The sequence below is a fragment of the Pseudomonas sp. P39-UII1 genome, assembly GCF_039672635.1.
Taxonomy (GTDB): Bacteria; Pseudomonadota; Gammaproteobacteria; order Pseudomonadales; family Pseudomonadaceae; genus Aquipseudomonas.
The window spans coordinates 152,722-173,002 of record NZ_JBDFPP010000001.1; the positions used below are offsets into that span (position 1 = coordinate 152,722).

Below are 20,281 nucleotides of genomic sequence, written 5' to 3' on the forward strand. Positions count from 1 at the left end.
GGGCTTCTACCTGATTACTCTTCGCTGGTGTGCACTTTGCGGTGCAGGATCGCCTGGAACTCGTCGGCGAAGGTGTAGTAACGACCGATCAGCACTTCACTGCGTGCGGCGAAACGGTTGTAGGCGATGACCGCCGGGATTGCCGCGAACAGGCCGATGGCGGTGGCGATCAGCGCTTCGGCGATACCCGGGGCAACGGTGGCCAGGGTGGCCTGCTGAGCACTGGCCAGGCCGCGGAAGGAGTTCATGATGCCCCATACGGTACCGAACAGGCCGATGTACGGGCTGGTCGAACCGACGGTGGCAAGGAACGGCAGGCTCTGCTCGAGCTTTTCTTCCTCACGCGAGATAGCCACGCGCATGGCCCGGCCTACGCCTTCCATGACTGCGTCCGGGTCCACGCCCGGCTGCTGACGCAGACGCGAGAACTCTTTGAAGCCGGCACGGAAGACCTGCTCCACGCCCGAGTCCGGGTCTGGGTTGCTGCCTGCCTGACGATACAGCTTCGACAGGTCGATGCCCGACCAGAAGCGCTCTTCAAAGGCATCCAGCGCACGACGACCGGCGCGCAGCATGGTGCTGCGCTGGAAGATCATGATCCATGAGGTGACCGAGGCGGCCACGAGGATCAGCATTACCAGCTGTACCACCACGCTGGCATTGCTGACCAGACTCCACATGGAGGTATGGTCGACGACGTTAGCTTCCACGCTTATTCTCCTGCATTCGATTGAGTACCCGAGCCGTCCGCCATAAAGGCGTCGCGCAGCTGGGGGGGTATGGCTCGGGGTTTGAAAGTGTCGGCGCGCACGGCGGCCACCAGGAACTGCCCCTCGCAGAGCAGTGTTTCATCCTTTTCCCGCCAGACCTGCTGTACGAAACGCAGGCTGGCGCGATTGAGTTCAAGTACTTGCGCGGTTACCCGCAGCTCATCGTCCAGCCGCGCCGGCGCGTGATAGCGCGCCTCGCTGGAATGGACGACGAACAACAGGTTCTCGCCGGCCAGCTGCAGCTGGGAAAACCCCAGGTGTCGCAGCCGCTCGGTGCGCGCGCGCTCCATGAATTTCAGGTAGTTGACGTAATACACCACGCCACCGGCGTCGGTATCCTCGTAATAGACGCGACAACGGTGTGCGAAAGATTCCAGGCCATTTTGCGCGCGCATACTCTAGTGCTTACTCCTCAGCTTGCCAATCCGCTGCGGCAACTGTTTTTTCTTCATTAATGTCTTATTGCCAGCAACCCTGAGGCATGCCAGCGGTAGGACCACGAAAAGCGGGTTTCGATCTGTCATTCATCGCCTGCTTCGGAAAAATCTGCCCCCTCGCCCAGGCGGCCGGGAACATTCAGGCCAAAGTGCAGGTAGGCGTGCCGGGTGACTACGCGCCCGCGGGGCGTGCGCATGATGTAGCCCTGCTGAATCAGGTACGGCTCGAGCACATCCTCGATGGTATGGCGTTCCTCGCTGATCGCTGCCGCCAGGTTGTCCACGCCCACCGGGCCACCGTCGAACTTCTCGATCATGGTCAGCAGCAGGCGGCGGTCGGAATGGTCGAAACCCCGCTCGTCGACGTCCAGCAGGTTGAGCGCCATGTCGGCCACGGCCTTGGTGATCTGCCCCTTGCCGCGCACTTCGGCGTAGTCACGTACACGGCGCAGCAACCGGTTGGCGATACGCGGCGTACCCCGGGCGCGACGGGCGATCTCGTAGGCACCCAGGTCTTCGATGACCAGCCCCAGAATGTGGGCGGACCGGCTGACGATGGTCGCCAGGTCCTTGTCGCTGTAGAACTCCAGGCGCTGGACGATACCGAAACGGTCACGCAGCGGGTTGGTCAGCATGCCGGCGCGGGTGGTGGCACCGACCAGGGTAAAGGGCGGCAGGTCGAGCTTGATCGAACGGGCGGCCGGGCCTTCGCCGATCATGATGTCGAGCTGGAAGTCCTCCATGGCCGGGTACAGCACCTCTTCGACAACCGGCGACAGCCGGTGGATTTCGTCGATGAACAGCACGTCATGCGGCTCGAGGTTGGTGAGCATGGCCGCCAGGTCGCCCGGGCGCTCGAGAATCGGCCCCGAGGTGCTCTTGACCGATACCCCCATCTCCTGGGCAATGATGTTGGCCAGGGTGGTCTTGCCCAGGCCGGGCGGGCCGAAGATCAGCGTGTGGTCGAGCGATTCGTTGCGACCGCGGGCAGCCTGGATGAACAGCGCCATCTGCTCGCGCACCACCGGCTGGCCAATGTATTCGTCCAGGCGCAGCGGGCGGATCGCGCGGTCCTGGACTTCTTCACGGTCGCGGCCACTGGCGGCGATCAGGCGGTCGGCTTCGATCACTTGGTAATCATCCCTTTCAGGCTGCGGCGGATCAGCTCTTCACTGCTCAGGCCTGCCTTGTCCTTGATCGCGGATACTGCCTTGCTGGCTTCCTGCGGCTTGTAGCCCAGGGACACCAGTGCACTGACCGCATCGGCCTCGGCCGTGGAGGCGCCACTGACCGGCAGCGGGCCGTCGGAGACCAAGGTGAACATGGCTGGCGAGGTTTCCCACGCCTTGAAGCGGTCCTTGAGCTCGACCAGCAGGCGCTCGGCGGTCTTCTTGCCAACGCCCGGCACACGGACCAGTGCCGACGTGTCCTGGGCCTGCACGCAACGCACCAGTTCGTCGGCTTCGAGGCCCGACATCAAGGCCAGCGCCAGCTTCGGGCCCACGCCATTCAGGCGAATGAGTTCGCGGAACAATTCGCGCTCGCGCTTTTCGTGGAAACCGTACAGCAGGTGAGCATCTTCACGCACCACCAGATGGGTGTGCACGGTGACGGTCTCGCCCAGCCTGGGCAGGCGGTACAAGGTGGTCATGGGGACTTCCAGCTCGTAGCCCACGCCATTCACGTCGATAATCAGGTGCGGCGGTTGCTTTTCCGCCAGGGTGCCGCGCAAACGTCCAATCACGTTCCGATCCTTCCTCTCGGGGAGCCGATCAAAGACCGCTCAACCCTATCAGCAAATGCAGCGGATGAACGATTCACCCGGACAAAATGTGTATCAGCGCATGAAGCGCTTACAGACGCAAGCGCCCACCGCGCCGACGGGCCGTTGACAGGCCGTGTGGTACCAGGCTGGAACGGGTATGGGCATGGCACAGGGCAATGGCCAGGGCATCGGAGGCATCGATCTGCGGTTTCTGGGTCAACTTGAGCAGGTGCATGACCATCAGCATTACCTGCTCCTTGTTGGCCCCGCCCGTGCCGGCTACGGCCTGCTTGACCTGGGTTGCGCTGTATTCGGCGATTTCCAGGCCGGCCTCTGCTGCGGCGACGATGGCCGCGCCGCGGGCCTGGCCAAGCTTGAGCGCCGAATCGGGGTTGCGGGCCATGAACACGCGCTCGATGCCCATGGTCACAGGGCCGTGCTGGGTAATGATTTCACTGACACCGCGAAAAACGATCTGCAAGCGCTCGTGCAGCTCACCGCTGCCTGTGCGGATACAACCCGACGCCACGTATTCGCAACCACGGGCTGTCTGGCGCACAACGCCATAGCCGGTGATGCGCGAACCGGGGTCGATACCAAGAATAAGCGTCATAGTGCCTGTCGTTCAAAGCTCACGATTCAAGACCATTAGGGCCGCTGCGCGACCCATCGCCGGCAAGCCAGCTCCCACAAGTACAGTGCAGGCCCGAAGAAATGCACTGTACGTGTGGGAGCTGGCTTGCCGGCGATGGGCTGCGCAGCGGCCCCAATAGAAGCCTTGACGCGAAGGGTCAGGAGACCTTAGCCGATATTTTCCATGATCTCGTCGGAAATCTGGGCATTGGAGTAGACGTTCTGCACATCATCCAGGTCTTCGAGCATGTCGATCAGCTTCAGCACCTTTTCGGCACCCTCCTGATCCAGCTCGGCACTGGTGGTCGGCTGCATGACGATCTCCGCGTCCGCCGCCTTGAAGCCAGCTTCTTCCAAGGCATTACGCACCGCGTAGAAGCTGTTGAACGAGGTGAACACCTCGAAGGAGCCATCTTCGTTGGCGACCACGTCGTCAGCATCGGCCTCCATCGCGGCTTCCATCAGTGCATCTTCGTCGATACCTGGCGCGAAGCTGATCTGCCCCTTGCGCTCGAACAGGTAGGCCACCGAACCATCGGTGCCGAGGTTGCCGCCACACTTGGTGAAGGCATGACGCACGGCGGCGGCGGTACGGTTGCGGTTGTCGGTCATGGCTTCGACCATGATCGCCACGCCGCCCGGGCCGTAACCCTCGTAGCTGAGCTCTTCGACGTTGTCGCTTTCGTTGGTGCCCGCACCCCGTGCCACCGCGCGATCGATGATGTCGCGGCTCATGTTGGCACCCAGGGCCTTGTCCAGCGCCAGGCGCAGGCGCGGGTTGGAAGCGGGATCGCCACCACCCTGCTTGGCCGCGACGGTCAGTTCACGGATCCACTTGGTGAAGATCTTGCCTCTCTTGGCATCCTGGCGCTCTTTGCGGTGCTTGATGTTCGCCCACTTGGAATGACCCGCCATAACAACTCCAAATCCTTGAAACACAAACAATTGCGCCCCACTCGGGGCGCAACGACAAAATTCCTGCGCCGTAACGCAAAGGCGCATCCATGTGGATGCGCCCGGGGTCCGCTTACTCGACCTTGGTCTGTTCGCGCAGACGGATGTGCAGCTCGCGCAGGGCCTTGGCGTCGACCAGGCCAGGGGCCTGGGTCATCACACACGCAGCGCTCTGGGTTTTCGGGAAGGCGATCACTTCACGAATCGACTGGGCGCCGGTCATCAGCATGACCAGGCGGTCCAGGCCGAAGGCCAGGCCACCGTGGGGTGGCGCACCGAACTTCAGCGCGTCGAGCAGGAAGCCGAACTTCTCTTCCTGTTCTGCCGCTTCGATACCCAGCAGGCGGAACACCGCCTGTTGCATCTCTTTACGGTGGATACGGATGGAACCGCCACCCAGCTCGGTGCCGTTCAGCACCATGTCATAGGCACGCGACAGCGCGGTAGCCGGGTTGGCTTCGAGCTCTTCCGGGCTGCACTTCGGCGCGGTGAACGGGTGGTGCAGCGCGGTGAAGCTGCCGTCGTCGTTCTCTTCGAACATCGGGAAGTCGACGACCCACATCGGTGCCCACTCGCAGGTGTGCAGGTTGAAGTCGTTACCAACCTTGATACGCAGCGCGCCCAGGGCCTCGCTGACGATCTTGGCCTTGTCGGCGCCGAAGAACACGATGTCGCCATCGACCGCACCCACGCGATCGAGGATCACGTTCAGGTTGGCCTCAGGGATGTTCTTGACGATCGGCGACTGCAGGCCTTCAACACCCTTGGCGCGCTCGTTGACCTTGATGTACGCCAGGCCTTTGGCACCGTAGATGCCAACGAACTTGGTGTACTCGTCGATCTTGCTGCGCGGCATGCTGGCGCCGCCTGGCAGGCGCAGCGCGGTAACGCGGCACTTCGGATCGTTGGCAGGGCCTGCGAAGACCTTGAAGTCGACGTCCTTGAGCTGGTCGGCAACGTCGACCAGTTCCAGCGGGTTACGCAGGTCTGGTTTATCGGAACCGTAGCGGCGCATGGCTTCTTCGAAGGTCATGTGCGGGAACTCGCCGAACTCCAGGTCCAGGACTTCCTTGAACAGCTTGCGGATCATGCTTTCGGTCAGGCCCATGATCTCGGATTCATCGAGGAAGCTGGTCTCGATGTCGATCTGGGTGAACTCCGGCTGACGGTCAGCACGCAGGTCTTCGTCACGGAAGCACTTGGCGATCTGGTAGTAGCGGTCGAACCCGGCCACCATCAGCAGCTGCTTGAACAGCTGGGGCGATTGCGGCAGTGCGAAGAAGCTGCCGGCGTGGGTGCGGCTCGGCACCAGGTAGTCACGCGCGCCTTCAGGGGTGGCACGGGTGAGGATCGGCGTTTCGACGTCGAGGAAGCCGTTTTCGTCGAGGAAGCGACGGATGCTGCTGGTGATGCGCGAACGCAGGCGCAGCTTGTCGGCCATTTCCGGGCGACGCAGGTCGATGAAGCGGTAGCGCAGGCGGGTTTCTTCGCCGACGTCGGAGTATTCGTTCAGCGGGAACGGCGGGGTTTCAGCTTCGTTCAGCACGTTCAGCTGGTAGCCGAGGATCTCGATGGCACCGGAGGCCATGTTGGCATTTACCGCGCCGTCCGGGCGCTTGCGTACCTTACCGGTGATCTGCACTACGAATTCGCTGCGCACGCGGTCGGCGGCGGCGAAGGTTTCAGCGCGGTCCGGGTCGAACACGACCTGGGCCATGCCTTCGCGGTCACGGATGTCGAGGAAGATCACCCCGCCGTGGTCGCGGCGACGATGGACCCAGCCGCAAAGGGTGACTTCCTGGCCGTCCAGGCTCTCGTTCAGTTGGCCGCAATAATGGCTGCGCATCATGATGGTGGTTTCGCTTCTCGTGATTCGTGTATTCGATGGAGGCCTTGGCCGCCCCAGGGGGCTAATACTGCAAGACCCGGCTACTGCAATTCAACTCAGTCGGCTTTGTCGCCGCCTGCCAGATTCTTTTTTGCCCCAGTCTTGAAGTCGGTTTCGTACCAGCCGCTACCGCTCAGGCGAAAGCCAGGGACCGACAGCAATTTCTTCAATGCCGGCGCCTGGCAGGCCGGACAGTCGGTCAGCGGCGCGGCGCTGATCTTCTGCAGCGCTTCCATCTGGTGATCGCAGGCTGCACATTGATAGTCATAAAGGGGCATGGGTGTCTCTCGTCAACCATAACAATGCTTCGCTGCCGGGGCAGCAAAAAGCGCGATTATATATGGTTAGCAGGCACTGCGCAGCCCGCCAGGCGATCAGCGTACACCGGGTGGTTGCTGCAGCCAGGCAACGCAGATCACCCGGATCAGGCCGCTGAAGTTACGCACCCCGCCTTGGCGAAGGTGCACTTCGCGGTCCACATAGGAAAGCACGGCGCTGACCGAGCACTCATTGGCCTCGGCGATGCGCTCGAGGATACCCCAATAGACGGCCTCCAGGCGCAAGCAGGTGGAAAAACCGTTGAGCCGGACCGAACGGGATACCGGCCGAATCTGCAACATGTCGAAATCTTCCCTGAAGGGATCGATGCATTGCTTGCCAGGGCAGCGCCCCAGATTCCCCACACGCTTGCTCGCTTGAATCATGCGCGTCACTTCCTCGCCACAGGTATTTCTCCCTGCGCCGCCATACAGACATAAGCACAGGAACCAGGAGCTAAATGAAGCGCGCACACGCGGGCACAGAGCAGCGGCAAAGCCTTCCCGCACAAACCAGAAAGCCCGGCCGAGCGTGGCTAGGCCGGGCTTTCAACCCGCATTCAGGCGTTACATCCGATCACTTGCCGTCCAGCAGCACCCGCAGCATCCAGGCAGTTTTTTCGTGCACCTGCATGCGTTGGGTCAGCAAGTCGGCGGTCGGCTCGTCACTGACCTTGTCCACCACGGGGAAGATGCTGCGCGCGGTACGGACCACGGCCTCCTGCCCCTGAACGAGCTGACGAATCATTTCATCCGCCACCGGCACACCCTCTTCCTCCTTGATGGAGGAATGCCTTGCATAAAAGGCATAGGAGCCCGGCGCCGGAAAGCCCAACGCGCGAATGCGCTCGGCGATCGAGTCGACCGCCAGGGCCAGCTCGTTGTATTGCTCTTCGAACATCAGGTGCAGGGTGCGGAACGAGGGGCCGGTGACGTTCCAATGAAAGTTGTGGGTTTTCAGATACAGCACGTAGGTATCCGACAACAGGCGGGAAAGCCCTTCGACGATGGACTTGCGATCTTCTTCACTGATACCGATATCGATTGCCATGAAGTTCCCCTTTTGCAAATGGCTTGATGACCAAGCAGGCCCCACACACTGTACCAACACTTGGCGAAACACGCCCATGACACAGGGCAACACAATGCCATCGGCCGACTGCGGTTTGAGAAGGCCCCGCCTTTGCTGTTAAATAGGCACCGTGCCACCCGTGCGGACTGTTATTGCCGGGTGCATAGGCTGGCCCACCACGTGTTCGCGCTCTACACCTCATGCGCACCGTGCTGCCAGCTCTTCCTGTGATCGGCCTTATCAACTGTGAGCCAACCCCATGTTCAAGATCGTCCATCTGGTGACGGGCGCTGCAGCTTTGCTGCTATCGCTCATACCCAGCCTGAAAACCGATGCAACACCCTTCCTGCAGCAACCCGACGCGGTCTACCTGGCCCTGCTCGGCCTGCTCAACCTGCTGCTGGCGCCGGTCGTGCCCCTGTATTACCGAGGCGCCCGTCAGCAACTGCAACACCTGGCCTGCGCCCTGCTGGTGGTGGCCGTGGTGCTGCAAACCCTGACCTTGCTGGCCCGCCCGGAAATGGGCAACATCGCTGCGCTGGTCTGCGCGGCACTCGCCGTCGTGCTGCACCTGGCCGCAGGCTTTGCCCGCACCGCCAGAAAAGCACGCCCAAGCCAAGGTGCCGCAATGGAGACCGGCATGCGTGATACCGGCACGGTGAAGTGGTTCAACACATCCAAGGGCTTTGGTTTCATTTCCCGCGATTCGGGGGACGATATTTTCGTCCACTTCCGTGCCATCCGCGGCGAAGGCCACCGCATCCTGGTCGAAGGCCAGCGCGTGGAGTTCTCGGTGATGCACCGTGACAAGGGCCTGCAGGCCGAAGATGTGGTCGCGGTAACCCGCCGCTGACCCGGAGCAGCCCTGGGGCAACCCCAGGGCTGCATCACTCAGTAATGAGGCGGCGGCGCCTCTTCCCCCTCGCTGCCGTATTGCCCGACCATCTCTTCGTAGCGCTTGATCAGCTCGGCCATCTGCAATTGCAGGCGCTGGATAACCCGCCCCTGCTCGACCACCACGTCATTGAGTTCCTGAATACTGTCGTCCTGAAACGCCTGACGGGTTTCCAGCTCGATGATGCGCGCTTCCACAGACATGTCAGGCCTCCTGGTAATCGGCGAGAGGCAACGCACGCAGGCGCTGACGAATGGCGTCGACCTGGCCAGGGCCATATTCGACTGCAGGCACCTTGCCCCAGACCGGCGCTGGCCAGGCGGCGTCGCCGTGACGGCGGACGATGACATGCATGTGCATCTGGCTCACCACGTTGCCCAGCGTCGCTACGTTCATCTTGTCGGCGGCAAATTCACCCTTGAGCGCTTCAGCCAACCCCGTGGTTTCTTTCCACAGCTGAGCCTGATCCTCCTGGCTCATGTCGAACAACTCGCTGACGCCTTCACGTTTGGGCACCAGGATGAACCAAGGGTAATTGGCATCCTTGCTTAATAGCAGACGGCACAGTGGAAACTCTCCAAGCACCAGCGAGTCCTGCTGCAAACGCGAATCCATCTCAAACACTGCAAACCTCCAACACACAAGATCGAGCCCGACCAACGCGGGAATACGCGCAAGGATACCTTGCTTCGCCTGTCCCGGCATGCAACAGCGGGTTGCGCTGCACAGTTTAAGTTCATGGAGGGCAGCCACTTGCACAATCGCGGTAACACCCCGCTACTTTTCGCACCAAAATGAGGCCGCAAACGAGTACACCACTACGCTTTTACACACACGAATGACTCAGCATGAACAGTTGCCGGTAACACATTGACTTTCATGGCAGCTTTGGGGTTTGAAGGACACTGAATATCTGGCACACCATCAGACAAGTCTCAGCCCATGTTTTCGGGGCATTTCGACCTGCCACCGGGGTGTTTGTGAAAATTTCATGAACCGTTGTTAATTTTGAGCACGCTTGTTGCATTCTCCCCACACCAAGTCGGCACGACATCTGCATCAAGCGATGTACGCGACAAATAACAACAGCCGCTTTGGATAGACCAGGGAGTTTCCCCAGCCATAACCGGTAGTTACAGAATCGTTACGGTGAAAGGAACAGCGCTGGCGTTGTACGCCCCGGAAATACGGGACGTGATTTGCGACATGGAAATACGTGAAGGCGACATGGCCATAAAGTTCCCGAAAGGTTGTATATGCCCATATCGCCAACAACAGTCAGCGTGCTATACATTTCCGCCGACATAACAAGAAAGAGCTGCCCCATATAACTAAAAGACTTGGGCGCAGCGGTACTCTTCCTAAAAACCAAAGGAGCAAATCACGATGCGCGTGATGAAGTGGAGCATGATCGCCCTGGCCGTTTCGGCAGGGACCTCGCAATTGGCCTTCGCCTCTGCACAAGACGAGTCCAAGGGTTTCATCGAAGACAGCCAGCTGAACGTCAAGACTCGCATGCTGTACTTCAGCCGCGACTTCCGTAACAACCCCGCTGGCACCCAGAGCCGCGTTGAAGAAACCGGCTTGGGCTTCCTCGGCACTTACGAGTCGGGCTTCACCCAGGGCACTGTAGGTTTCGGCGTAGACGCCATTGGCATGCTCGGCGTGAAACTGGACAGCGGCCGTGGCCGTGCCGGTACCGGCCTGTTCCCACAAGGCTCCGATGGCCGTTCGCAGGATGATTACTCCGAGGGCGGCGGCGCTGTCAAAATGCGCATTTCCGATACCGTGCTGAAGTTCGGTGACCAGTTCACCGCAATGCCGGTATTCGCCACCGACGACAGCCGACTGCTGCCGGAAGTAGCCCAAGGCGGCCTGATCACCAGCAACGAGATCAAAGGCCTGACCCTGAACGCCGGCCACTTCACCTCGCTGAATGCCCAGGCCCAGACGTACCACGACAGCCTGAACCTGACCGAAGCCAACATCTTCGGCGGCACCTACGCTTTCACTGACAGCCTCAGCACCAGCGTCTACTACTCGCGCGTGGAAGACCACTTCCGCAAGTGGTACGGCAACATCAACTGGGCGCTGCCGATCAGCGACAAGCAAGGCCTGGTGTTCGACTTCAACATCTATGACACCAAGTCCATCGGCGACAACCGCACTGGCGCGTTCGTCACCAAGTCCGACGGCAGCAACGAACTCGACAACATTGCCGCCAGCCTGTCGGCCGCCTACAACGTCGGCGCCCACACCTTCACCCTGGCCTACCAGAAAGTCAGCGGTGACGGCGACTACGCCTACGGCGTAGACGGTGGCGGTACCGTGTTCCTGGCCAACTCCATCGCCCGCTCCGACTTCAACGCTGAAGACGAGAAGTCCTGGCAGGCTCGCTACGACCTGAACTTCGCCGAGTTCGGCGTGCCAGGCCTGACCTTCATGACCCGTTACGCTCGCGGTACCGGTGCAACTACCCGTACCACCGACGACGGCAAGGAATGGGAACGCGACATCGACGTCAAGTACGTGATGCAGAGCGGCCCGGCGAAAGACCTGAGCTTCCGCGTCCGTCAAGCCACCTACCGCTCCGCCGACGGTGTGTACTACGGTTCGAGCTCGATCGACGAACTGCGCCTGATCGTCGAATACCCGCTGAGCATCCTGTAAGCCTCGCTTATAGTGCCCCGCACCTGAGAAAGCCCGGCACGCTTGCCGGGCTTTTTCTTGGCTGACAATTGCCCCGCCCTGGGGCATCCTGTACGCCTTCGTTTCGCCCCCGTACAATGCGGGGTCATTTCAATGTCTTAGGCAATCGACACGGCTAACCATGCGCACCAGTCAATATTTGCTCGCCACCCAGAAAGAAACCCCTGCCGACGCAGTGGTCATCAGCCATCAGCTCATGCTGCGTGCCGGCATGATCCGCAAACTGGCCTCCGGCCTGTACACCTGGCTGCCGATGGGCCTGCGAGTAATGCGCAAGGTCGAAGCCGTGGTGCGCGAGGAAATGAACGCCGCCGGCGCCCTGGAAGTGCTGATGCCTAGCATCCAGCCCGCCGAGCTGTGGCAGGAATCCGGCCGCTGGGAGCAGTACGGCCCTGAGCTGCTGCGCCTGAAAGACCGCCACAACCGTGATTTCTGCGTTGGCCCGACCCACGAAGAAGTCATCACCGACCTGGCCCGCAACGAGCTGTCCAGCTATAAACAGCTGCCGCTCAACATGTACCAGATCCAGACCAAATTCCGTGATGAAATCCGCCCACGCTTCGGCCTGATGCGTGGCCGCGAGTTCATCATGAAGGACGCCTACTCCTTCCATGCCGACCAGGCTTCCCTGCAGGAAACCTACGACCGCATGCACCAGGCGTACTCCAACGTCTTCACCCGCCTGGGCCTGGACTTCCGCCCAGTGCAGGCCGACACCGGCTCCATCGGTGGCAGCTACTCGCATGAGTTCCACGTGTTGGCCGACTCCGGTGAAGACGACGTAATCTTCAGCGACAGCTCCGATTACGCTGCCAACATCGAGAAAGCCGAGGCCATCCCGCGCGAAACCGTGCGCCCTGCGCCTACCGAAGAGCTGCGCCTGGTCGACACGCCCGATGCCAAGACCATCGCTCAGCTGGTCGAAAACTTCGGCCTGGCGATCGAGAAGACCGTCAAGACCCTGATCGTGCGCGGCGCCGAAGAAGGCAAGCTGGTCGCCCTGATCGTCCGTGGCGATCACGAGCTCAACGAAATCAAGGCTGCCAAGCTGGAGCAGGTTGCCGACCCAGTGGTCATGGCCACCGACGCAGAACTGCGTGAGGCCATTGGTGCCGGCGCAGGCTCACTGGGCCCGCTGAACCTGCCGCTGGAATGCATCATCGACCGCTCGGTCGCACTGATGAGCGACTTCGGCATCGGCGCCAACATCGACGATAAGCACTACTTCGGCGTCAACTGGGAACGCGACCTGCCGGTCCCTCAGGTTGCCGACCTGCGCAACGTCGTCGAAGGCGACCCGAGCCCGGATGGCCAAGGCACCCTGGTGATCAAGCGCGGCATCGAAGTGGGCCACATCTTCCAGCTCGGCACCAAGTACAGCGAGGCCCTCAAGTGCCAGGTACTGGGCGAGAACGGCAAGCCAGTGGTGCTGTCCATGGGCTGCTACGGCATCGGCGTGTCCCGCGTGGTCGCTGCCGCCATCGAGCAGAGCTATGACGACAAGGGCATCATCTGGAACGACGCCCTGGCGCCCTTCCAGGTTGCACTGGTGCCGCTGCGCTACGAAACCGACGTGGTACGCGAAGCCACCGACAAGCTGTACGCCGAACTGACGGCCGCCGGCTTCGAAGTGCTGCTGGACGACCGCGACAAGAAGACCAGCCCAGGCATCAAGTTTGCCGATATGGAGCTGATCGGCATCCCCCACCGCATCGTCGTCAGCGACCGCGGCCTGGCGGACGGCAACCTGGAATACAAGCACCGCACCGAACAGGATGCTCAAGCGCTGCCACTCAATGAAGTGCTCAGCTTCCTGCAGGCCCGCGTTCGCCGCTGATAATCAATGCACGAGTGATCATGTCCAAGCGAAGTACCTTTACCATGGGGGGCGCCGCACTGTGCGGCGCCCTGCTCGTCAGCGGTTGCGCCAACCAGATGTCCCAGCGCAGCGAGCATGAGGAGCGCGTCGAGCGCAAACTGCTCGAACATACCCTGCAGATCGATGTCGGCGAGCCGAAGGTGATGGAGCTTCCGCAGCGGCGTGTGCGCGTACATGAACAGAAGCGCTTCGAGCTCACCGAGTTCGAAGTGACCCGCCGCTACGACCGTTACACGCCTTACCAGCCCTGGCGGGAGGTCTACGAGATCCCGCTTGGCGCGGTAGCGGTAGTGGCCGGCGTTGGCGCCAACGTGGTCAACATATTCGCCTTGGGCAACCTGCCCGAAAGCGTGACCCACGACTGGCTCAGCTATGGCGTTGCCGGACTCAACCCGTTCATGAACGTGCAGTCCAACGGTCGCGCCCAGCAGAACCTGGCCGGGATAAGCGAAGTGCAGAAGGACAAGCGCGAAGAATTCACCAGCCTGCCCTGGAGCGAACGCCTGGTCGAGGTCAAGGCCGGCAAGATGACCCACGAGCTGACCACCGACAGAAACGGCGTCCTGCGCCTGAACCTGCTCGACAGCCCGTTCTCCGAGCAACACTTGAACCATGTCGGCACGCTGCACTTGCAGGTAGTCGATGAAGACAACGCAGTGCGCGGGGATGCCAGCCTGTTGGTCAGCGCCACCCTGCGCAACAAGCTGCGCGAAGCCCATGAACTGATTTTCGACGACCTTGAAGACGACGACGTCGGCCAATGGGTACACCGGGTCAAGCGCCTTTCGGAGCTGGGCCTGGAAGAGGAAGCCAGCGAGATGGAGCAGAGCCTGATCGAGCTGACCCGCAACGATCCGGAACTGCAACAAGAGTTTCTGCAAGCGCTGACCAAATCCACTGGCCGGTTGGTGGCGGATCCAGGCGCGCAGTAATCGCGTGCTTATATAAAGAGGGGCTGCCTAGGCAGCCCCTTTTTATTTATCGGCAAACAATTCCAACTGCTCGTGCGCCCCGCGCAAATCCCGCAACCTCACCCCCACCCCCAGCAAGCGCACCGGTTTGCCACCCCGGGCAAACGCTTGCTTCATCAATTGCCGGTAGCTTTCCAGGTCTCTGCCCGCCCCTGCCTGCTCAAGCGTGGTCTGGCTGAAATCATGGAACTTGACCTTGACGAAGGGTTTGTCCGGTCGGTAACTGCTGTCCATGCGGCCGATGCGTTCATTCAGGCTGCTCAGCAACTCAGGTAAACGCTCCAGGCAACTGGCCAGGTCGGGCAGGTCCGTGTCGTAGGTGTTCTCCACGCTGACCGACTGCCTGCGGCTGTCATTGTGCACCGCCCGCTCGTCGACACCCCGCGCCAGCCCCCACAGGCGCTCGCCAAAACTGCCGAACTCGCGCACCAGCGCCAGCCGCGACCAATCTCGCAAGTCCAGGCAGGTCACGATACCCAGCCGGGCGAGCTTGTCTGCAGTCACCTTGCCCACACCGCGCAGCCTGGCGACGGGCAAAGCAGCCACAAAGGCCTCCACCTGGTCTGGGGTAATCACGAAAATCCCGTTGGGTTTGCGCCAGTCACTGGCAATCTTGGCCAGGAACTTGTTCGGCGCCACCCCAGCCGACACGGTTATGTGCAGGGTGCGGGCAACACGCTGGCGAATATCCTCGGCGATGCGCGTAGCGCTGCCGGCAAACCATTGGCTATCACTCACGTCGAGGTAGGCTTCATCGAGCGATAGAGGCTCGATCAACTCGGTGTAGTCTCGGAAAATGCCGTGAATTTCACGCGAGGCTTCCCGGTAGGCCTCGAAACGCGGTTTGACGATCAACAAGTCTGGGCAAAGTTTGAGCGCATGCCGGGACGACATGGCCGAACGCACGCCGTAGGCCCGCGCTTCATAATTGCAGGTAGCGATCACCCCGCGATGATCCGGCGAGCCACCCACAGCCATCGGCCTGCCGGCCAGGCGCGGGTCGTCACGCATCTCGATCGCGGCGTAAAAGCAATCGCAGTCGATGTGGATGATCTTGCGCAAAGACATGGATGACCGTGAGCACTGTAAATTCATACAGATAGTAACGCATGCTCCCACACGGAGACAGCCACCCGCTTGTACTGCACGACAATTGGCCTGAAAGCCCCGCCACGGCTGAGCTGCCTGCCTTGACCAACCGCTAAGGGTTTGAAGGAAAAAGGTTTTTTTGAATGAAAAGCTTGACACAGGGAAGAAAATCCGTAGAATTCGATCTCACAGGCGCGGGATGGAGCAGCCTGGTAGCTCGTCGGGCTCATAACCCGAAGGTCGTCGGTTCAAATCCGGCTCCCGCAACCAGATTCGAGAAAAGGCCACTGTTAACGCAGTGGCCTTTTTCTTTGCCCTGAAAAAGGCACTCCGCAAAAAGTTTCGTTAAATCAATAACTAACAGTTGACACTCGGCGCTTAAGCTGTAGAATTCGATTCCACAGGCGCGGGATGGAGCAGCCTGGTAGCTCGTCGGGCTCATAACCCGAAGGTCGTCGGTTCAAATCCGGCTCCCGCAACCAGATTCGAGAAAAGGCCACTGTTAACGCAGTGGCCTTTTTCTTTGGCTTCGAAAAAGTACGAGCCGAAGAAAAACGTGGCCGAACAATATTTAGTACTTGACCGCCAAGTTCAACGCTGTAGAATGCGCCCCTCTGACGCGGGATGGAGCAGTCTGGTAGCTCGTCGGGCTCATAACCCGAAGGTCGTCGGTTCAAATCCGGCTCCCGCAACCATATTCGTCAGAACAAACCCCGCCTGTGTAACAGCAGCGCGGGGTTTGTTGCTTTTCGTCACCTGAAAAACCCCTTCTGCATTCGGCAACCCCCGGGCTTGAGATGCTCTCCTTTGGATGAACTATCTTTAACCCTGCCGGACGACTGAAAGTAACGTTGCCCGGAGTAATATCTGGATACGTTTCCAAAGGGACTTTCACTTGGCCGCACCTTCCCCCCATCTCGCGCTGATTGCCCGGGGTAACCCATGACCTCCCATCACCCTGAACCCCAGGCGCCGCTTGCCTCGGCATTGCCTGCGGCTGCGCAGCGTTTGCCCTGGCTGGAGCGGCTAAGTCGCTATCGCCAACCGATCGGGCTCGGCGTGACCCTGGTGCTGTTCGCCATGGCACTGATCGCCTGCCGCCACTTGCTCAGCGAGCTGGACATCTACGCCCTGCACGATGCCATGCTCAGTGTGCCACGGCAGTCCCTGTTCGGTGCCTTGCTGGCCACGGTCATCGGGTTCGTGATCCTGCTTGGTTATGAATGGTCGGCCAGCCGCTATGCCGCCGTTAAGCTCCCTGCGCGGACCCTGTTGCTCGGCGGCTTTAGCGCGTTCGCCATTGGTAACGCCATTGGCCTGTCGATGCTCTCTGGCGGCTCTGTGCGTTATCGCCTGTACGCCCGCCAAGGGCTGGGCGCCGCCGAAGTCGCGCGCATGACGGTATTCGCCAGCCTGTCCCTGGGTTGCGCCCTGCCCCCGCTCGCCGCGTTGGCAACCTTGAGCAACCTGCCTGCCGCATCTGTCGCCTTGCGCCTGCCCGCCCCCGTACTGGCCGGTATCGCTATTGCCGTGCTGGCCCTGACCGCCGTGCTGGTGGTCGGGCTGTACCGCCGCCGCCTGGCAGAACAGCCACTGGCCGACAGCCTGCTGGTACAAATAGGTCGCCGCACCTTGCGCCTGCCCGGCGCGCGCCTGACTGCACTGCAACTGGTCATCACCGCACTGGACGTTGCCGCCGCCGCTACCGTGCTCTACCTGCTACTGCCAGAAGCCCCACCGTTCGGTGCGTTTGTCCTGGTCTACCTGCTGGCCCTGGCCGCGGGCGTGCTCAGCCATGTGCCCGGCGGTGTCGGGGTGTTCGAGGCAATCCTGCTTGCCGCTTTCGCCGACCAGCTCGGCGCTGCGCCGCTGGCCGCCGCGTTGCTGCTGTATCGCTTGATCTATGTGGTCCTGCCGCTGCTGGTAGCCTGCGTGCTGTTGCTGGCCAACGAAGCGAGGCGCCTGCTGTTCGCGCAACAGGCACTGAAAGCCGCATCGGGGCTGGCCGCCCCGATCCTGGCGATTTTGGTGTTTCTCTCGGGGGTCGTGCTGTTGTTCTCGGGCGCTACCCCGGAAATCGACACCCGCCTGGAGCACATGGGCTTTCTGGTGCCACACCGCCTGATCGATGCCTCGCACTTCGGCGCCAGCCTGATTGGCGTGTTGTGCCTGTTGCTGGCCCAAGGCTTGCGCCGTCGCCTCTCCGCAGCCTGGCTACTGACTACTGTGTTGCTGCTGGTGGGCGCACTGCTGTCACTGCTCAAAGGCTTCGACTGGGAAGAGGCCAGCCTGCTGATCTTCACTGCTGCCCTGCTCGCCCTCTTCCGCCGCTCGTTCTACCGGCCAAGCCGGCTGCTGGAGCTGCCGTTCTCACCGGTGTACCTGGTGGCCAGCGCGTGCGTGGTCGGCGCTTCGGTATGGCTGCTGCTGTTCGCCTACCAGGATGTTCCGTACAGCCATCAGCTGTGGTGGCAGTTCACCCTCGACGCCGATGCCCCACGGGGCCTGCGCGCGGCCATGGGCAGCGCAGTACTGCTGGTGATCGTCGCCCTGACCTGGCTGCTGCGCACCGCCCGGCCAGTCATCCACCTGCCTGACGATGAGGAACTGCAGCGCGCCAACCGTATCCTGCTAGCGTCCGAACAGCCCGACGGCGGCCTGGCCCTGACCGGCGACAAGGCCCTGCTGTTCCACCCCAACGACAACGCCTTCCTCATGTACGCCCGCCGCGGCCGCAGCCTGGTGGCGCTGTACGATCCGATCGGCCCGGCCCAGGAACGCGCCGAGATGATCTGGCAGTTCCGCGACCTGTGCGACTTGCACCACGCCCGCCCGGTGTTCTACCAGGTGCGCGCGGAGAACTTGCCGTTCTATATGGACATCGGCCTGACCGCACTTAAGCTCGGCGAGGAAGCCCGGGTCGATTTGCGCCGCTTCGACATCGAAGCCAAGGGCAAGGAAATGAAAGACCTGCGCTACACCTGGAACCGTGGCGGTCGCGATGGCCTCAGCCTGGAAATCCACGAGCCCGGCCAGGCCCCGCTGGCCGAGCTCAAGGAAATTTCCGATGCCTGGCTGGGCGGCAAGAACGTGCGCGAGAAAGGCTTCTCGCTGGGCCGCTTCAGCCCCGAGTACCTGCAGCACTTTCGCATCGCCCTGATTCGCTTCCAGGGCCGGCCGGTGGCGTTTGCCAACCTGCTGGAAACCCACGGCAACGAACTGGCCAGCCTCGACCTGATGCGCGCCCACCCCGAGGCTCCGAAGCTGACCATGGAATTCATGATGATCGGCCTGATCCTGCATTACAAAAGCCACGACTACGGCCGCTTCAGCCTGGGGATGGTCCCGCTATCCGGCCTGCAACCGCGGCGCGGTGCACCGTTGACCCAGCGCCTGGGCTCGATGGTGTTCCGCCGCGGCGAACAGCTCTATAACTTCCAGGGCCTGCGGCGCTTCAAAGACAAGTTCCAGCCGGACTGGGAACCTCGTTACATGGCCGTGCCAGCCGGGCTCGACCCGCTGGTTGCACTGGCCGACACCGCCGCCCTGATTGCAGGCGGCCTGACTGGATTGGTGAAACGTTGATGATCCGACGCTATTGGCTGTACGTATTGATACCTCTGCTCCTGGCTGCCGTGGCTGGAGCTGCAGGCTTCTGGTTGTGGACACGCCCGGCCCCCGAGGCACGCCTGGAACAACTGACCCTCAACGACACCCGCATCACTCGCGTCAGCCCCGGCGTGCATGCCAAGGCTCGGGTCGCCATAAGCGTCCCTCAGGACCAGGCCCTGACCGACAAGCAACTGCTGGACCTGAGCCAGGCCGGTGAGGCACAGCTGGTGCAGGTCATCCTGCCGCCAGGCGACTGCAGCAAGCAGCAGCAGGCAATGGACCAGGCATTGGCGCAACTGGCCGAGAAGCCGACCCTGGTGGCCGGCATCGGCCCGGGTGCCGCCCAAGCCTGGCGCTGGCTGGCCACCCAGACCGACGACAAGGCCCGCGCCATTTCCGTCGATTTCAACGTGGAGCAGCCCGGCTGCACCGTCGCCCTGCCGAAGACCGCCGCCCATGGCCACTGGAACGTCGCCTGGAACGACAACCCCGATGACGCCAGCGCGGCATTCGTACGCGACCAGGCCAATGCCGAAACCAGCATCAGCGACTACGACATCCACCTGCCGCAAGTCCTCAAGTCTCAGTTGACCCAAGCCCTGGTGGGCCGCGACGGCAATGCACTGGCAATCCCTGTGGTGGAAGTGCCGGCCGGGCAGACCACCGATACCGTCACCCTGTTCCTCTCGGGCGATGGCGGCTGGCGCGACCTGGACCGTGACGTGGCCGGTGAAATGGCCAAGCTCGGCTACCCGGTCGTCGGCATAGACACCCTGCGTTACTACTGGCAGCACAAGACGCCTGAGCAAAGTGCCGCCGACCTGTCAGAACTGATGCAGCACTACCGCCAGAAATGGGGCACCAAGCGCTTCGTGCTGACCGGCTATTCGTTTGGTGCCGACGTGCTCCCTGCCATCTACAACCGCCTGCCGGCCGAAGACCAGCAGCGTATCGATGCCGTAATGCTGCTGGCCTTCGCCCGCAGTGGCAGCTTCGAAATCGAAGTCGAGGGCTGGCTGGGCAAGGAAGGCCAGGAAGCGCCTACCGGGCCGGAAATGGCCAAGCTGCCCGCGGCCAAGGTGGTGTGCGTGTATGGCGTGGAAGAAACCGACGAAAGCGGCTGCACCGACCATACGGCGGTCGGTGAGCGCCTGAAGCTGCCAGGCGGGCACCACTTTGACGAGAACTACCCGGCACTGGCCAAGCGGTTGATTGGCGAGATCGAGACACGCCAGGGCAAGTCCAGCGTGGCAGAGCAGAACTGAGACAAACCAGGGGCCGCATAGCGGC

Annotated in this window: 19 protein-coding genes and 3 tRNA genes; 9 read left to right on the forward strand and 13 right to left on the reverse strand. The window is 61.7% G+C overall.

What is annotated here, in order from left to right; genetic code table 11:
- Positions 1 to 14: 14 nt before the first annotated feature.
- From tolQ to ABEH27_RS00795, 10 genes are all read right to left on the reverse strand, one after another.
- Positions 15 to 710 carry a protein TolQ gene (tolQ, locus tag ABEH27_RS00750; RefSeq protein ID WP_008090219.1) on the reverse strand — a complete coding sequence of 232 codons (696 nt, stop codon included), beginning with the start codon at positions 708 to 710 and terminating at the stop codon, positions 15 to 17.
- Positions 711 to 712: 2 nt separating this feature from the next.
- Positions 713 to 1,165 carry a tol-pal system-associated acyl-CoA thioesterase gene (ybgC, locus tag ABEH27_RS00755; protein WP_346611734.1) on the reverse strand — a complete coding sequence of 151 codons (453 nt, stop codon included), beginning with the start codon at positions 1,163 to 1,165 and terminating at the stop codon, positions 713 to 715.
- Between the two features lie 125 nt (positions 1,166 to 1,290).
- Positions 1,291 to 2,337, reverse strand: coding sequence for a Holliday junction branch migration DNA helicase RuvB (gene ruvB, locus ABEH27_RS00760; protein ID WP_346611735.1), 1,047 nt, complete (start codon positions 2,335 to 2,337; stop codon positions 1,291 to 1,293).
- Positions 2,334 to 2,951 (reverse strand): Holliday junction branch migration protein RuvA, encoded by a 618-nt coding sequence (gene ruvA, locus ABEH27_RS00765; protein ID WP_346611736.1) that lies wholly within the window; start codon positions 2,949 to 2,951, stop codon positions 2,334 to 2,336. The genes ruvB and ruvA overlap by 4 nt, the downstream gene beginning before the upstream one ends.
- 109 nt (positions 2,952 to 3,060) lie before the next feature.
- Positions 3,061 to 3,585 carry a crossover junction endodeoxyribonuclease RuvC gene (ruvC, locus tag ABEH27_RS00770; protein ID WP_346611737.1) on the reverse strand — a complete coding sequence of 175 codons (525 nt, stop codon included), beginning with the start codon at positions 3,583 to 3,585 and terminating at the stop codon, positions 3,061 to 3,063.
- Between the two features lie 188 nt (positions 3,586 to 3,773).
- Positions 3,774 to 4,520 carry a YebC/PmpR family DNA-binding transcriptional regulator gene (locus ABEH27_RS00775; RefSeq protein WP_346611738.1) on the reverse strand — a complete coding sequence of 249 codons (747 nt, stop codon included), beginning with the start codon at positions 4,518 to 4,520 and terminating at the stop codon, positions 3,774 to 3,776.
- Positions 4,521 to 4,632: 112 nt separating this feature from the next.
- Positions 4,633 to 6,408 (reverse strand): aspartate--tRNA ligase, encoded by a 1,776-nt coding sequence (gene aspS, locus ABEH27_RS00780; protein ID WP_346611739.1) that lies wholly within the window; start codon positions 6,406 to 6,408, stop codon positions 4,633 to 4,635.
- Positions 6,409 to 6,503: 95 nt separating this feature from the next.
- Positions 6,504 to 6,725, reverse strand: a complete 222-nt coding sequence (locus ABEH27_RS00785; protein WP_346611740.1) for a zinc ribbon domain-containing protein — start codon at positions 6,723 to 6,725, stop codon at positions 6,504 to 6,506.
- A gap of 96 nt (positions 6,726 to 6,821) precedes the next feature.
- A complete protein-coding gene (locus tag ABEH27_RS00790) occupies positions 6,822 to 7,151 on the reverse strand; it encodes a ribbon-helix-helix domain-containing protein (RefSeq protein ID WP_346611741.1) in 330 nt (109 codons plus the stop codon).
- Positions 7,152 to 7,341: 190 nt separating this feature from the next.
- Positions 7,342 to 7,815 (reverse strand): Dps family protein, encoded by a 474-nt coding sequence (locus ABEH27_RS00795; RefSeq protein WP_016392255.1) that lies wholly within the window; start codon positions 7,813 to 7,815, stop codon positions 7,342 to 7,344.
- 280 nt (positions 7,816 to 8,095) lie between these two features.
- On the opposite strand from ABEH27_RS00795, the gene ABEH27_RS00800 reads away from it, so the two are divergent.
- A complete protein-coding gene (locus ABEH27_RS00800; RefSeq protein ID WP_346611742.1) occupies positions 8,096 to 8,689 on the forward strand; it encodes a cold shock domain-containing protein in 594 nt (197 codons plus the stop codon).
- A gap of 38 nt (positions 8,690 to 8,727) precedes the next feature.
- On the opposite strand, the gene ABEH27_RS00805 is transcribed toward ABEH27_RS00800, so the two are convergent.
- Positions 8,728 to 8,934, reverse strand: a complete 207-nt coding sequence (locus tag ABEH27_RS00805; RefSeq protein WP_346611743.1) for a SlyX family protein — start codon at positions 8,932 to 8,934, stop codon at positions 8,728 to 8,730.
- 1 nt (position 8,935) lies between these two features.
- On the reverse strand, positions 8,936 to 9,355 hold the full coding sequence (locus ABEH27_RS00810) for an HIT domain-containing protein (RefSeq protein WP_346611744.1): 420 nt from the start codon (positions 9,353 to 9,355) through the stop codon (positions 8,936 to 8,938).
- 762 nt (positions 9,356 to 10,117) lie between these two features.
- Here ABEH27_RS00810 and ABEH27_RS00815 point away from each other — a divergent pair.
- The 3 genes from ABEH27_RS00815 to ABEH27_RS00825 all read left to right on the forward strand — a co-directional run bounded on the left by ABEH27_RS00815 (position 10,118) and on the right by ABEH27_RS00825 (position 14,251).
- Entirely contained in the window at positions 10,118 to 11,401 is a 1,284-nt protein-coding gene (locus tag ABEH27_RS00815) for an OprD family porin (RefSeq protein ID WP_346611745.1), read from the forward strand.
- 160 nt (positions 11,402 to 11,561) lie between these two features.
- Positions 11,562 to 13,277, forward strand: a complete 1,716-nt coding sequence (locus tag ABEH27_RS00820) for a proline--tRNA ligase (RefSeq protein ID WP_346611746.1) — start codon at positions 11,562 to 11,564, stop codon at positions 13,275 to 13,277.
- Between the two features lie 20 nt (positions 13,278 to 13,297).
- Positions 13,298 to 14,251: a hypothetical protein gene (locus tag ABEH27_RS00825; RefSeq protein WP_346611747.1), complete on the forward strand. Its 954-nt coding sequence runs from the start codon at positions 13,298 to 13,300 to the stop codon at positions 14,249 to 14,251.
- Positions 14,252 to 14,293: 42 nt separating this feature from the next.
- Here ABEH27_RS00825 and dinB read toward each other — a convergent pair whose 3' ends face one another.
- Positions 14,294 to 15,352: a DNA polymerase IV gene (gene dinB, locus ABEH27_RS00830; RefSeq protein ID WP_346612065.1), complete on the reverse strand. Its 1,059-nt coding sequence runs from the start codon at positions 15,350 to 15,352 to the stop codon at positions 14,294 to 14,296.
- A gap of 220 nt (positions 15,353 to 15,572) precedes the next feature.
- Between dinB and ABEH27_RS00835 the strand changes: the two genes are divergently transcribed.
- From ABEH27_RS00835 to ABEH27_RS00855, 5 genes are all read left to right on the forward strand, one after another.
- Positions 15,573 to 15,649: transfer RNA gene (locus ABEH27_RS00835), tRNA-Met, on the forward strand.
- Positions 15,650 to 15,784: 135 nt separating this feature from the next.
- A tRNA-Met gene (locus ABEH27_RS00840) sits at positions 15,785 to 15,861 on the forward strand.
- A 136-nt stretch (positions 15,862 to 15,997) separates the two neighbouring features.
- Positions 15,998 to 16,074 (forward strand) — tRNA-Met (locus tag ABEH27_RS00845).
- Between the two features lie 247 nt (positions 16,075 to 16,321).
- On the forward strand, positions 16,322 to 18,964 hold the full coding sequence (gene mprF / locus ABEH27_RS00850; protein ID WP_346611748.1) for a bifunctional lysylphosphatidylglycerol flippase/synthetase MprF: 2,643 nt from the start codon (positions 16,322 to 16,324) through the stop codon (positions 18,962 to 18,964).
- On the forward strand, positions 18,964 to 20,256 hold the full coding sequence (locus tag ABEH27_RS00855) for an AcvB/VirJ family lysyl-phosphatidylglycerol hydrolase (RefSeq protein ID WP_346611749.1): 1,293 nt from the start codon (positions 18,964 to 18,966) through the stop codon (positions 20,254 to 20,256). Before mprF ends, ABEH27_RS00855 begins: the two co-directional genes overlap by 1 nt.
- The last annotated feature ends 25 nt before the right edge of the window (positions 20,257 to 20,281 follow it).

Bases quoted from the DNA above. Each gene is read 5' to 3' on its own strand.
- ABEH27_RS00785 (WP_346611740.1), bottom strand. From the start codon at position 6,725: ATGCCCCTTTATGACTATCAATGTGCAGCCTGCGATCACCAGATGGAA.
- ABEH27_RS00775 (WP_346611738.1), bottom strand. From the start codon at position 4,520: ATGGCGGGTCATTCCAAGTGGGCGAACATCAAGCACCGCAAAGAGCGC.
- ruvC (WP_346611737.1), bottom strand. From the start codon at position 3,585: ATGACGCTTATTCTTGGTATCGACCCCGGTTCGCGCATCACCGGCTAT.
- ABEH27_RS00855 (WP_346611749.1), top strand. From the start codon at position 18,964: ATGATCCGACGCTATTGGCTGTACGTATTGATACCTCTGCTCCTGGCT.
- mprF (WP_346611748.1), top strand. From the start codon at position 16,322: ATGACCTCCCATCACCCTGAACCCCAGGCGCCGCTTGCCTCGGCATTG.
- ABEH27_RS00825 (WP_346611747.1), top strand. From the start codon at position 13,298: ATGTCCAAGCGAAGTACCTTTACCATGGGGGGCGCCGCACTGTGCGGC.
- ABEH27_RS00805 (WP_346611743.1), bottom strand. From the start codon at position 8,934: ATGTCTGTGGAAGCGCGCATCATCGAGCTGGAAACCCGTCAGGCGTTT.
- aspS (WP_346611739.1), bottom strand. From the start codon at position 6,408: ATGATGCGCAGCCATTATTGCGGCCAACTGAACGAGAGCCTGGACGGC.
- ABEH27_RS00815 (WP_346611745.1), top strand. From the start codon at position 10,118: ATGCGCGTGATGAAGTGGAGCATGATCGCCCTGGCCGTTTCGGCAGGG.
- ABEH27_RS00790 (WP_346611741.1), bottom strand. From the start codon at position 7,151: ATGATTCAAGCGAGCAAGCGTGTGGGGAATCTGGGGCGCTGCCCTGGC.
- ybgC (WP_346611734.1), bottom strand. From the start codon at position 1,165: ATGCGCGCGCAAAATGGCCTGGAATCTTTCGCACACCGTTGTCGCGTC.
- ABEH27_RS00800 (WP_346611742.1), top strand. From the start codon at position 8,096: ATGTTCAAGATCGTCCATCTGGTGACGGGCGCTGCAGCTTTGCTGCTA.
- ABEH27_RS00820 (WP_346611746.1), top strand. From the start codon at position 11,562: ATGCGCACCAGTCAATATTTGCTCGCCACCCAGAAAGAAACCCCTGCC.
- ABEH27_RS00795 (WP_016392255.1), bottom strand. From the start codon at position 7,815: ATGGCAATCGATATCGGTATCAGTGAAGAAGATCGCAAGTCCATCGTC.